Annotated in this window: 13 protein-coding genes; 9 read left to right on the top strand and 4 right to left on the bottom strand. The window is 62.1% G+C overall.

Annotated features, from left to right (window positions below; translation table 11 throughout):
- Positions 1-3: 3 nt before the first annotated feature.
- On the bottom strand, positions 4-936 hold the full coding sequence (locus tag ACHPFG_RS12530; RefSeq protein WP_131699886.1) for a transketolase family protein: 933 nt from the start codon (positions 934-936) through the stop codon (positions 4-6).
- Entirely contained in the window at positions 926-1762 is an 837-nt protein-coding gene (locus ACHPFG_RS12525; protein WP_431702753.1) for a transketolase, read from the bottom strand. Before ACHPFG_RS12525 ends, ACHPFG_RS12530 begins: the two co-directional genes overlap by 11 nt.
- 361 nt (positions 1763-2123) lie before the next feature.
- On the opposite strand from ACHPFG_RS12525, the gene ACHPFG_RS12520 reads away from it, so the two are divergent.
- The 9 genes from ACHPFG_RS12520 to nadS all read left to right on the top strand — a co-directional run bounded on the left by ACHPFG_RS12520 (position 2124) and on the right by nadS (position 10272).
- Positions 2124-3131, top strand: coding sequence for an ABC transporter permease (locus ACHPFG_RS12520; protein ID WP_431702751.1), 1008 nt, complete (start codon positions 2124-2126; stop codon positions 3129-3131).
- A 50-nt stretch (positions 3132-3181) separates the two neighbouring features.
- Positions 3182-4114, top strand: a complete 933-nt coding sequence (locus ACHPFG_RS12515) for a sugar ABC transporter substrate-binding protein (protein ID WP_131699883.1) — start codon at positions 3182-3184, stop codon at positions 4112-4114.
- 15 nt (positions 4115-4129) lie between these two features.
- On the top strand, positions 4130-5641 hold the full coding sequence (locus ACHPFG_RS12510; protein ID WP_431702748.1) for a sugar ABC transporter ATP-binding protein: 1512 nt from the start codon (positions 4130-4132) through the stop codon (positions 5639-5641).
- Positions 5642-5803: 162 nt separating this feature from the next.
- Complete coding sequence (locus ACHPFG_RS12505; RefSeq protein WP_339543259.1) at positions 5804-6568, top strand: SDR family oxidoreductase; 765 nt, start codon at positions 5804-5806, stop codon at positions 6566-6568.
- An 11-nt stretch (positions 6569-6579) separates the two neighbouring features.
- Positions 6580-7380: an SDR family oxidoreductase gene (locus ACHPFG_RS12500; protein ID WP_431702746.1), complete on the top strand. Its 801-nt coding sequence runs from the start codon at positions 6580-6582 to the stop codon at positions 7378-7380.
- Between the two features lie 45 nt (positions 7381-7425).
- A complete protein-coding gene (locus ACHPFG_RS12495) occupies positions 7426-8379 on the top strand; it encodes a sugar-binding transcriptional regulator (RefSeq protein ID WP_431702744.1) in 954 nt (317 codons plus the stop codon).
- Positions 8380-8401: 22 nt separating this feature from the next.
- Positions 8402-9325, top strand: a complete 924-nt coding sequence (tal, locus tag ACHPFG_RS12490) for a transaldolase (RefSeq protein WP_145338441.1) — start codon at positions 8402-8404, stop codon at positions 9323-9325.
- A 342-nt stretch (positions 9326-9667) separates the two neighbouring features.
- Positions 9668-9982: a type II toxin-antitoxin system RelE/ParE family toxin gene (locus tag ACHPFG_RS12485; RefSeq protein ID WP_259244853.1), complete on the top strand. Its 315-nt coding sequence runs from the start codon at positions 9668-9670 to the stop codon at positions 9980-9982.
- A gap of 2 nt (positions 9983-9984) precedes the next feature.
- A complete protein-coding gene (gene nadS / locus ACHPFG_RS12480; protein WP_027607270.1) occupies positions 9985-10272 on the top strand; it encodes a NadS family protein in 288 nt (95 codons plus the stop codon).
- A gap of 23 nt (positions 10273-10295) precedes the next feature.
- Here the strand turns inward: nadS and ACHPFG_RS12475 are convergent, their stop codons facing one another.
- Together ACHPFG_RS12475 and ACHPFG_RS12470 are read right to left on the bottom strand one after the other, a co-directional pair.
- Entirely contained in the window at positions 10296-11480 is a 1185-nt protein-coding gene (locus ACHPFG_RS12475; protein ID WP_259244854.1) for a sugar transporter, read from the bottom strand.
- A gap of 265 nt (positions 11481-11745) precedes the next feature.
- Complete coding sequence (locus tag ACHPFG_RS12470; protein ID WP_145338440.1) at positions 11746-12744, bottom strand: bile acid:sodium symporter family protein; 999 nt, start codon at positions 12742-12744, stop codon at positions 11746-11748.
- Positions 12745-12815: the final 71 nt, after the last annotated feature.

The raw sequence follows: 12815 nt of genomic DNA, 5'->3' as shown, positions 1-12815 counted from the left end.
AATTCACCGCAACCGAGTGGCAGCCGCCACGATCCCAGCCGCGTCGATGTTATGCAAGGCGCGGGTCGGTTCGCGGGCACCGGCGGCGGCGTACTCGCCATCGCCGATACCCAGGCGGATCAGGGCAATGCCCAACCCGGCTTCGGCCAGCACTTCGGCGACCAGGCTGCCGACGCCGCCGTTGATGTTGTGTTCTTCCACACTGATGACCGCGCGGGTGCCGCTCAAGGCGCTGAGCAACACATCACGCTGCAAGGGCCGGATCGACGACAGGTTGATCACCTGCGCCTGGATGCCCTGCTCCGCCAGCAATGCCGCTGCATCCACCGCTTCATGCACCACCGAGCCCAGGGCCACGATGCTCACATCGGCGCCCTGGCGCAGGATATCCACCTGACCGGGCACAAACTGATAGTCGGCGCCGTGCACGTCGGGCAAGGCTTTGCCGTCGAGGCGGATATACACCGGGCCGTGGTAGCGCAGCGCGTAATCGATGATCTGGCGGCACTCGACGGCATCGGCCGGGGCGAAGATCTGCACATTGCCAAACCCGCGCATCACCGAAATATCGTCGAGGCTGTGGTGGGTGCTGGCGAGCGGGCCATAGCTGGTGCCGGCATTCAGGCCGAACATCTTCACGTTGGCCTGGTTGTAGCAAACGTCCACCTTGATCTGCTCATTGGCCCGCGAGATCAGGAACGGCGCCGCGTTGCAGGTGGCGGCGATCTTGCCACCCAGGGCCAGGCCCGCCGCGACGCTGACCAAGGATTGCTCGGCAATGCCGACGTTGATCAGGCGCTCAGGAAAGCGCTGGGCAAACGGGCCGATCTTGGCCGTGGAGGTGGAGTCGCTGACCACCGGCACCACGTCCAGCCCGGCCTCGACGGCAGCGATAAACGCTTCCACCATGACGCTCGCCAAATGTTCACTCGCCATGGTTCAACTCCTCCAGTGCTGCGTTGATTTCATCACCCTTGGGCACGCGGTGGTGCCATTCGGGGCGGGCTTCGATAAACGACACGCCCTTGCCTTTGATGGTGTGGGCGATCAGCACCTGGGGCACGCCGGTCTTGGTCTGCATGCTTTCCAGGGCTTCGATCAATTGGCCGACATCGTTACCGTCGCACTCGCTGACGCGGAAGCCGAAGGCCGCCCATTTCACGTCCAGGGGGTCCAGCGGCATGATCTCGGCGGTCAAACCGGCAAGCTGCAGTTTGTTTTTGTCGACGATCACAAACAGGTTATCCAGGCCGTACTTGGCCGCCGCCATCGCCGCTTCCCAGTTGGAGCCTTCGGCCAGTTCGCCGTCGCCGGTGAGCACGTAGATGCGTTTTTTGCTGCCGGACATCTTCGCCGCCAGGGCCAGCCCGACCGCCACCGGCAAACCGTGGCCGAGGGCGCCGGTGTTCAGTTCGATGCCGGGGGTTTTCTGGCGTACCGGGTGACCGGGCAGGTGCGAGTTGAAGTGCTGGTAGGTGGGCAGCCACTCGGTGGGGATGTAGCCCGCCTGCGCCAGGCAGCAGTACAAACCGCCCACACCGTGGCCCTTGCTCTGGATATAAATATCGCGCTCGGGGTCTTCGGTGCGTTCCGGGCCGGTGTTGAGGATGCGGAAATACAGGGTGGCGAGGATGTCGGTTTCGGAAAGGTCCGCCCCGGTGTGGCCGCCGGCCGGTGAGTCGGCATTCAGGCGGATCACATGGCGACGGATCAGGCGGGCCTGTTCCTTGATCTGGTGGGCGTCGTACTGGAAGGCATTCATGCAGCGGCTCCTTTGAGGCTGACCACGCGGGGTGAAAGTGTCCAAGGCTGTGTTTGAATATTTATTCAGCAGTGACAATATATTTCTATTTAGACGCCGATCCTCTGGCAGGTCAAGTGAGCGAACCGCCGAAAAATCAAATAAAGCTCGGAAATACCCCTCGGACAAACGGCCAAAATCCCACGCCAGCTCATCTAGCCCGTGGCTTTGCGCCGGGCAAAAACACCGGATCAGCGGCATACAAGAAAAATTAAGCGCTTGACTTTGACACGGTGTCACTGGAATCTGAATTAACAGTCAGGCACGCATAAATATTCACGACGCCTGAAGCACTCCAAAAAAAATAACTCAGGAGAACACTGTGGACGCCAAAGCTATTGTCCAGCACCCGGCCGAACTCAAGCCGCCACCTCGCCCACGTATTGTCAAACTGCTGCCCAGCAATATCGGCGGCCCGTTGATCGGGCTGGTGTTGCTGGTGCTGGTCTTCTCCTTCAGTTCCGAATTCTTCTTCTCGTTGCGCAATGGCCTGAACATCCTCGATCAGGTCACGGTGCTGGGCATCCTGGCGATCGGCATGACGGCGGTGATCGTGATCGGCGGCATCGACCTGTCGGTCGGCTCGGTGCTTGCATTCTCGATGATGATGCTCGGCTGGCTGTATCAGGATCAGGCGGTGCCCCTGGGCTTTGCGATTCCGATCTCGATTGCCAGCGGTATGCTCGCCGGGCTGGTCTCCGGCGCGTTGATCACCTACGCCAAGCTGCCCCCCTTTATTGCCACGCTGACCATGATGTCGGTGGCCCGGGGCCTGGCGAATATCCTCACCGAAGGCCGGCAGATCGTCGGCTACCCGGACTGGTTCACCAGCCTGGCCACAGTGCGCCACTTTGGTTTCCTCTCGGCCACCGTGGGCCTGTTCCTGGTGATGCTGGTGGCGGCCTGGGTGTTCCTGCGCTTTCGTGCCGGTGGCCGTAACCTCTACGCCATGGGCGGCAGCCCGGAAGTGGCGCGGTTGTCGGGCATCAAGGTGCGGGCGATTACCTTGTGGGTGTACGCCATCAGCGGTGCGCTGGCCGGCATCGCCGCGGTGACCCTGGCCGCGCGCCTGGACTCCTCGCAACCAAGCGCCGGGCTGAGCCTGGAACTGGACGCCATCGCCGCCGTGGTGATTGGCGGCGCCAGCCTCAGTGGCGGCGTCGGCAGCATCGGCGGCACCCTGGTGGGCGTACTGATCATTGGCGTATTGCGCAATGGCCTCAACCTGCTGGGGGTTTCACCCTTTATTCAACAAGTGGTGATCGGTGTGGTCATCGCCCTCGCCGTCACCATCGACACCCTGCGACGCCGCTCTAGCACTGCCCGTTAAACCTGTTCGACAGTTGACACCCTCCAACAATAAAACCAGGAGTCACCGACATGTTCAGCCCCAAGAAATTGCTGTTGGCCACCGCTCTCGCCGCCGCCACCCTCACCGCTGCCGGCACCACCTGGGCCAAGGATTTGACCATCGGCCTGGCCGTGGCCAACCTGCAGGCCGACTTCTTCAACCAGATCAAGCAATCGGTGGAAGCCGAGGGCAAAGCCAAGGGGGTCAAGGTGATCACCGTGGACGCCCAGGGCAACTCCTCCACCCAGGTCAGCCAGATTGAAGACCTGATCACCCGCCAGATCGACGTGCTGATCTACATCCCGGCCGGTGCCACTGCTGCCGGTGTGCCGGTGAAAGCCGCCAAGGCCGCAGGCATCCCGGTGATCGCCGTGGACCGCAACGCCCCCGACGCACCAGGCGACACCTTTATCGCCAGCGACAGCGTGGCCGGCGCCAAGACCCTGGCCGAGTACGTGGGCAAAATCACTGACGGCAAGGGCCGCATCGCGATCCTGCAAGGCCAGATCGGTACCACCCCCGAGAATGATCGCGCCAAAGGCTTTGAAGAGGGCCTGAAAGCCTTCCCGGACCTCAAGGTCGTCGCCCAGCAACCGGCCGAGTGGACCCAGGACAAAGGCTTCGCCGTGGCCCAGGACCTGCTCCAGCGTGACCCGAACATCACCGTATTCTTCGGCCGCGCCGATGCCATGGCGCTGGGTGCCGCCCAGGCGGTGAAAGTCGGTAACCTCGATCACAAGGTGGTCGTGGTCGGTTTCGACGGCGACGTGGCCGGGCTCAAGGCCGTGCAAAGCGGTGTGCTGAACGCGACCATGACCCAGCAGACGCAGAAAATGGGGCGCCTGGCCGTGGCCTCGGCCATCGACCTTAAAGCCGGCAAGACCCTGCCCAAGGAGCAACTGTTGCCCACCGTGCTGACCACTAAAGAAAACGTCGCGCCGTTCCTGCAACAGCACCCGTAAGCCTTGGAGGTCGTCATGCAAGCAGCAGCCGTGGACACCGCTCGATCCGACGCGGTGCTGTGCCTGCGCAACATCAGCAAGGCCTACGGGCCGGTGCAGGTGTTGTCGCAGGTCAACGTGGACATTCGCCCTGGCGAAGTATTGGCCCTGCTCGGTGAGAACGGCGCGGGCAAATCGACCTTGTCGTCGATCATCGCCGGGCTGGTGCAACCCGAAGCCGGGGGCAGCATGACCTGGCTCGGCGCGCCCTACGCGCCGGCTTCACCGGGGGCCGCGCTGGGTGCCGGGATCGGCCTGATCCACCAGGAAATCCGCCTGCTGCCGCAACTGTCGATCGCCGAGAACATCTTCGTCGGTCGCCTGCCCATGCGTCGTGGACGGGTGGACCGCGAGTACATGGAGGCCCAGGCGCAGATCCAACTCGAACGCCTGGGCCTCAAGGTGCCCGCCTCGCGCAAGGTCGAAGGCCTGAGCGTGGCGGCCCAGCAACTGGTGGAAATCGCCAAGGCGCTGACGCTGAAGGCCAGCCTGTTGATCCTCGATGAACCCACCGCCGCATTGGGTGGCGAGGAAACCGAGCTGCTGTTCAAGCAGGTGGAACGGCTCAAGGCCGAGGGCGTGTCGTTTATCTATATCAGCCATCGCCTGGAAGAAATCGCACGCATCGCCGACCGCGTGCTGGTGCTGCGCGACGGCCGGCAGATCGCTTTACACGCCTCGGCCCAAGTGCCGGTGCGTGAGTTGGTGGAGCAGATGGTCGGGCGCAGCCTGGAGCGGATATTCCCTGCGTTGCAGGCGCCGCAGGACCAAGTGATGTTGCAGGTCAAGGATTTGAGCTGCCGTGAGTTTGCCTTGCACGGCATCGACTTCAGCGTGCGTGCCGGCGAGGTATTCGGCATTGCCGGGGTGGTCGGCGCCGGGCGAACCGAGCTGGTGCGTACCATTGCCGGCGCGGCCCAGAACATCCAGGGGCATATGCTGCTGGATGGTGAGATCCGCCAGTTGCGCTCGCCTTTCGAGGCGATCCAGGCCGGCGTGGTGCTGGTGCCCGAAGACCGCAAGCAGCAAGGCGTGGTGGTGGAGCACCGTATCGAAGACAACCTGATCTACGGCAACACCGACCTGCTGGATAAACGCGGCTGGGTGTTCCCTGCCCCGCTGCGCGAATTCGCGCGCACGGCGGCGGCGCGACTGGGGGTGAAAGGTGCGCCGCAGTCACGGATTTCCAGCTTGTCCGGCGGTAACCAGCAGAAGGTGATCATTGCCAAGTGGCTGGCGCGCAACCCCAAGGTGTTCATCCTCGATGAGCCGACACGCGGCATCGACGTGGGTGCACGGGCGGCGATTTATGAAGTGATCGCGGATCTGGCGGCCAAGGGCATGGCGGTGATTGTGGTCAGTTCCGACCTGGATGAAGTGCTGGGGTTGTCCCATCGGGTGATGGTGATGAGCCGGGGACGGCAGATGGGGATTCTGGAGCGTGGCGAGGCCACCCCGGTGTCGGTGATGGAGATGGCCACCGCATAACCAAAGACCTGCAAAGATCCAACTGTGGGAGGGGCTTGCCCCCGATGAGGGAGTGTCAGTAGATGCATCTGTCACTGAATCACTGCCATCGGGAGCAAGTCGAATCGTCGCACCGCCCCTCCCACAAGGGGTCTACTGTGATTTCAAAAATTGGAGTTATCCATGCAACTTTTTAGTCTTCAAGGCCAAGTGGCCTTTGTCACCGGCGCCGGCAGCGGCATTGGCCAGGCTATCGCCGTCGGGCTCGCCGAAGCCGGCGCGGATGTAGCCTGCTTTGATCTTCCGGGCAGCCCCGGCATTGCCAGCACGGTAGAGCGCATCCAGGCCCAGGGCCGTCGCGCCTTGGCCTTGAGCGGTACCGTCACCGAGCGGGCCGCCCTGGATGCAGCGGTCGCGCAAACAGAACAAGAACTCGGCCCACTCAGCGTGGCCGTCAACTGCGCCGGCATCGCCAATGCCCAGGCCGCCGAAGACCTGGAGCTGCAACGCTGGCAAACCACCCTGGACATCAACCTCACCGGCATCTTCCTCAGTTGCCAGGCCCAGGCGGCGGTGATGTTGCCGCGTGGCAAAGGCGCCATCGTCAATATCGCCTCCATGTCCGGCAGCATCGTCAACCGCGGCCTGTTGCAGGCGCACTACAACACCTCCAAGGCCGGGGTGATCCACCTGAGCAAAAGCCTGGCGATGGAATGGGCCGACAAGGGCCTGCGGGTCAACTGCATCAGCCCCGGCTACACCGCCACGCCGATGAATTCACGCCCGGAAGTCGCCGACCAGGTGAAGATCTTCGAACAGACCACGCCCATGGGCCGCATGGCCAGCGTGGAAGAAATGGTCGGCCCGGCGATTTTCCTGGTCAGCCAGGCTTCGTCTTTCTGCACCGGTGTCGACCTGTTGGTCGATGGTGGTTTTGTCTGCTGGTAAGGAGTTTTGTCATGTCGCAACGTTTCAGCGGTAAAACCATCGTGATTACCGGTGCCTGCCGTGGCATTGGTGCCGGCATTGCCGAGCGCTTCGCCCAGGAAGGCGCCAACCTGGTGCTGGCCTCCAACGACCTGGAACGCGTGACGTTCACCGCCGACCAATTGGCCCGGGAATACAACGTCGACGCCCTGGCCCTGGGGATCGACGTGACAAGCGAAACCGACATTGAAAAGCTCTACCGCGAAGGCCACGCGCGCTTCGGCAGTATCGACGTATCGGTACAGAACGCCGGCATCATCACCATCGACCACTACGACAAGATGCCCCGCGCCGACTTCGACAAGGTGCTGCAGGTCAACACCACCGGCGTGTGGTTGGGTTGCCGGGAAGCGGCCAAGTACATGGTCAAGCAAGGCAGCGGGCGCTTGATCAACACCTCGTCCGGCCAGGGCCGCCAGGGGTTTATCTACACCCCGCACTACGCCGCCAGCAAAATGGGCGTGATCGGCATCACCCAGAGCCTGGCGCTGGAACTGGCGCGGCATAACATCACCGTCAACGCGTTCTGCCCCGGCATCATCGAAAGCGAAATGTGGGACTACAACGACCGCGTGTGGGGCGAGATCCTCAGCACCGACGAAAAACGCTACGGCAAGGGTGAATTGATGGCCGAATGGGTCAAGAACATCCCCCTGCGCCGGGCCGGCAAGCCCTCGGATGTCGCCGGTCTGGTGGCCTTCCTGGCCTCGGATGACGCGGCCTACCTGACCGGCCAGGCGATCAATATCGACGGCGGCCTGATCATGTCGTAAGGGTTTGGTATCCTCACGGCCATTGTGTCAACAACCGAGGCTTTCATGAGCCAGATCGAAGAACAGCGACTGATCACCAAGATCGCGAGCCTCTATTACGAAGAAGGGCTCAAGCAGTCCGAGATTTCCGCCCAGTTGGACCTGTCCCAATCCTTTATCAGCCGCGCCCTGCGCCGGGCGCTGCAGGAAGGCGTGGTGAAGATCAGCGTGATGCGCCTGCAAGGCCTGCACCTGGAGCTGGAAACCCAATTGCAACGCCGCTACGACGTGCGCCAGGTGATCGTGGTGGAAGCCACCGAGCCCGGCAACGATGAGAGCATCAAGCAAGCCATCGGCTCGGCGGCTGCGCATTACCTGGAGACCAGTCTGTCGCCCCAGGACCATATCGGTATTTCGTCGTGGAGCAGCACCATTCGTGCCATGGTCGGCCACTTGCATGCCCAGCCGGGCAAACAAGGCGCCCAGGAAGTGGTACAACTGTTGGGCGGCGTCGGCAACAAAGGCGCGTTTGAAGCCACCCTCCTCACCCAACGCCTGGCCACCCTGCTCAACTGCCCGGCGTATTTGCTGCCGTCGCAAAGCATCGAGCAATCGGTGCAAAGCAAGCAACGCATCGTGCAGATGGAAGAGGTCAAGGAGGTGCTGCAACGCTTTGACAGCATCACCCTGGCGATCGTCGGCATCGGCGACCTGGAACCCTCGCAACTGCTGCGCAACAGCGGCAACTACTACACCGAAGACATGCTGCGTTTGCTGGCCGAGCGTGGCGCCGTAGGCGATATCTGCCTGCGTTACTTCGATGCCCAGGGCAAGCCGGTGCTGGAAGAAGATGAAGAATTCGTGGTCTCGGTGGCGCTGCCCAAGTTGCGCAGTATCCACCGCGTGCTCGGCCTGGCCGGCGGGCTGAACAAGGTCCAGGCCATTCGTGGCGCGCTCACGGGCGGCTACCTGGATATCCTGATCACCGACCTGGACACCGCACAGGCCCTCAACCAATAACCTTTTTTGGAGAATGCCGCTCATGACGTCCAAGCTCGAACAACTCAAGCAATTCACCACCGTGGTCTGCGACACCGGCGACCTCGAAGCCATCAGCCGCCTGCGTCCGGTGGACGCCACCACCAACCCGTCGCTGCTGCTCAAGGCCGCCGCCATCCCGGAATACGCCGAGCTGTTGCGCAATGCCGTCAACATAGCCAAAGGCGACGTCGGCCTGGCGTGCGACCACTTCGCGGTGTCAGTCGGTGCCGGCATTTTGAAGGTGATTCCCGGGCGTATTTCCACCGAAGTCGACGCGCGCCTGTCCTTCGATGAAGACGCGCTGTGGGCCAAGGCCAACCAACTGATCGCCCTGTACGACCAGGCCGGTATCAGCCGCGACCGCGTGCTGATCAAACTGGCCTCCACCTGGGAAGGCATCCGCACTGCCGAGCGCCTGGAAAAAGCCGGCATCCAGACCAACCTCACCCTGCTGTTCTCCTTCGCGCAAGCCCAGGCCTGCGCCGACGCCGGGGTGTTCCTGATCTCGCCATTCGTGGGCCGCATCTACGACTGGTACCGCAAGAACACCGGCCTGGACTACACCGGCTCTGATGACCCAGGCGTGCAATCGGTGACGCGCATCTACAACTACTACAAGGCCAACCAGATCAACACCGTGGTCATGGGCGCAAGCTTCCGCACCCTCAGCCAGATCGAACAGCTGGCGGGTTGCGATCGCCTGACCATCAGCCCGGAGCTGCTGCAGAAGCTCGACGAAGACCAGGGCAAGCTGGCGCGCAAATTGGTCCCGGTGACCGAAGGCGAAGCGCGTCAGCCAATGAACGAAGCGCAGTTCCGCTGGGCCTCGAATGAAGATGCGATGGCCACTGAAAAACTGGCGGAAGGGATTCGGCAGTTTGCGCGGGATCAGGAGAAGTTGGAGGCGGTGTTGGCAGCGCTGTAACGCGGGTACCGTGCAGGAGCAATCGGCGCAAACCGGTCGGCCCGTGCCCGGTGCGCTGAAATGCATGATGATCAGCATAAAGAAGAGTTGTTTGATTTTGGTTGCGCACGGCGCCAATGTTCAATTACAGGCGCTTTTCTAACGCCCGCGATTTCGTTCAAAGGCGGGCAGCGCAGGGACTTCTTCGCCAGTGCTGGGGCCTATACCCCGGTCAGCCAATCTTGGCTAATCCGCCGCAATCACCACTTACCCCATCTAAAACCTGCTTACAACTGCTCAGATGATTCACACGAACGGGTGCATTAGCATTGTCGCCGAGTAAGTCAATGGCGTACATTTGCTATGATTTTTATTGAAACCCCAGTTTTCACCCGACGGGTAATGGAGCTCATGAATCACGATGCCTATCTCGGTCTTCAGGTAGCGTTGATGCTGAACCCCGACACTGGAGATTTGATCGAAGGAACGGGTGGCATTCGCAAGATCCGTGTCGCCTCAAAAGGCCACGGCAAACGTGGCGGTGCCAGAGTGATCTATTACCACTTCGTATCCGCTTCACGTATTGCGCTGTTGATGATTTACCCGAAAAACGAACAGCAAGACCTGACAAACGATGAACGCAAAGCGCTAAAAGCTGTCGTCGAACACTGGAGATAACCATGAGCAAATTCTTTGATGAGCTGATGGAAAGCGTGCAAGAAATGGATGAAATCGTCCGAGGCGAACGTCAACCCTCGCGTGAGTTCACCGTGAACGCGCTTCAAGTAAAAGAAATCCGCAAGGCAACCGGACTGACACAAGCGAAATTCGCCGCGATGATTGATGTTCATCTCGGCACCTTGCGCAACTGGGAACAAGGGCGAAGAGAACCGACAGGGCCGGCCAAAGCACTGCTAAGGGCCATTCACAATGACCCGGTACATGTTTTGAACGCCCTGGCCCTTTAACCCAATAGGAACCGGCGGCGGATTCAGACGGCGGCGACACCCGTCCCAAACTTCCGAATCGCCAGGCAGTACCCCACCAACGCCAGCGCCGCCAGCAACCCGCCCGCCGCGCCGACCCAGGCGAAGCCAAACTGGCTGCCGACCCAGCTGCCCATCAGGGCGCCGCCGCCGATGCCGATGTTGTAGATGCCGGAGAACATCGCCATGGCCACGTCGGTGGCGTCCGGGGCCAGCACCAGCACCTTGGACTGCATGGCGAGGCCAAAGCCCATGATCGCCATGCCCCAGAACACGCTGAGGATCACCAGATACGACTCGGCGCCGCTCAACGGCAGCATCAGCGCCAGGCACGCGGCCAGGATAAACACCGCGCCGACCACGAACAGGTGGGGATTGAAGCGGTGCACCAGGCTGAACAGCAGCGAGCCGATGATGCCTGCGCCGCCGAACACCAGCAGGATCAGGGTCACCGCGCTGCCGCTCATGCCGGCCACGCCTTCGACGAAGGGTTCGATGTAGCTGTAGGCGGTGAATTGCGCGGTCACGGTCATGGCGGTGAGCACGTACAGCGCCACCAGCGCCGGGCGCTTGAATAGCAGCGGCAGGCTGCGCAGGGAGCCGGAATTCTGGCTCGGCAGCAAGGGCAAGGTGCGCGCCAGCCAGAACACCAGGGCGGCGGCGAACGCACCGATCACCAGGAACGTGGTGCGCCAGCCCATGGCTTCGCCGAGCAGACGCCCCAGGGGGATGCCCAGCACCATCGCCAGGGACGTGCCGGTGGCGAGCAGGCCGAGGGCTTGCACCTGCTTGCCTTCCGGCGCCAGGCGTACCGCCAGGGAGGCGGTGATCGACCAGAACAGCGCATGGGACAAGGCAATACCGACGCGACTGACCATCAACAGACCGAAACTGGTGGCCACGCTGGAGAGAATATGGCTGGCGATAAACATGCAGAACAGCACGATCAGCAACTTGCGCCGCTCGACGTTACGCGTCAGCAGCATCACCGGCAGCGAGGTCAGGGACACGATCCAGGCATAGATGGTGAGCATCAGGCCGACGCTGGACACGGGCATGTCGAAGCTGGCGCCAATGGCGCTGAGCAGGCCGACGGGGACGAATTCGGTGGTGTTGAACACAAAGGCGGCCAACGCCAGGGCGATGACCGGTTGCCAGTTGGCTTGGGGGGTTGCGGCTGAATGGCTCATTGAAGGGCGAGGTACTCTGGCGATGATCAAGCGGCCACCCAGGACAAGCGCCGCCGCCTGGCATTCTATAGGTTTCTCGGTCGCCTGTTGACGCTCATCCCCCTCAAAATACCCTCAGTTTTGTCACGGCAGGGTCACAGTCGCCAGGTGGTTACCCGCCAGAATCGGCTGGCCAGCGCCCTCCACCCGCACATAGCGCTGCTCCGGGCCACTGCGCGCATTTGTCGCACAGCCTGGCTCGACGATGCTGCCCCTGGGGGATAGATCACGGATCCACCTGCCCCATCAGCGCCGGAATGCTTTCCGGCCGGTTGGCATAACGCTGCGCCAAGGCCGCACAGACCATCAACTGGATCTGGTGAAACAGCATCAACGGCAAAATCAGCACGCCCATGCTCGCCCCGGCGAACAGCACCTGGGCCATTGGCACCCCGGTGGCCAGGCTTTTCTTCGAGCCGCAGAACAGGATGGTGATGCGGTCTTCCTGGTTAAAGCCAAAGGCCTTGCCCAACAGCGTGGATGCCACCAGCACCAACGCCAGCAACACGCAGCAGGCCACCACCAGACCGCCCAGTTCCCACAGCGGGATCTGGTGCCAGATGCCCTCGTTGACCGCTTCGCTGAATGCGCCGTACACCACCAGCAGGATCGAGCCCTGGTCGACGAACTTCAGCCAGGCTTTATTGCGCCCCACCCACGCGCCGATCCAGCGGCGGGCAATCTGCCCGGCGATAAACGGCAGCAGCAACTGCACGCTGATTTTCAGGATCGCATCGACGGTAGAGCTGCCTTCGCCGTGCACATTGAGCAACAGCGTCACCAGCAACGGTGTGAGGAAGATGCCGAACAAGCTGGAGGCCGCCGCGCTGCAAATCGCCGCCGGGATGTTGCCCCGCGCCAGCGAAGTGAAGGCAATCGCCGACTGCACCGTGGCCGGCAAGGCGCAGAGGTAGAGCATGCCCATGTACAGGTCTTTGCCGATCAGCGGCGACAACACCGGTTTGAGCGCCAGGCCCAACAGCGGGAACAGCACAAAGGTCAGGCTGAACACCAGCAGGTGCAGGCGCCAGTGGCCGGCGCCGGCGACGATGGCCTGGCGCGACAGCTTGGCGCCGTGCAGGAAAAACAGCAGCGCGATGGCCAGGTTGGTGACCCAGCCGAAGGCCACGGCGGTCTGGCCACTGGCGGGCAGCAGGGAAGCGAGGATCACCGTGGCGATCAAGGTCAGGGTGAAGTTGTCGGGCAGAAAACGGGGGCGAGTCATAAGCGAATCTTCCGGGGGTTGCCAAGAGCGTCATCGCGACTCTAACGTAACGGCTTGTTACCGACTAACGC

It is taken from the genome of Pseudomonas sp. BR20, assembly GCF_050780135.1.
Taxonomy (GTDB): Bacteria; Pseudomonadota; Gammaproteobacteria; order Pseudomonadales; family Pseudomonadaceae; genus Aquipseudomonas.
This window is presented reverse-complemented; position numbering and strand designations above follow the sequence as displayed.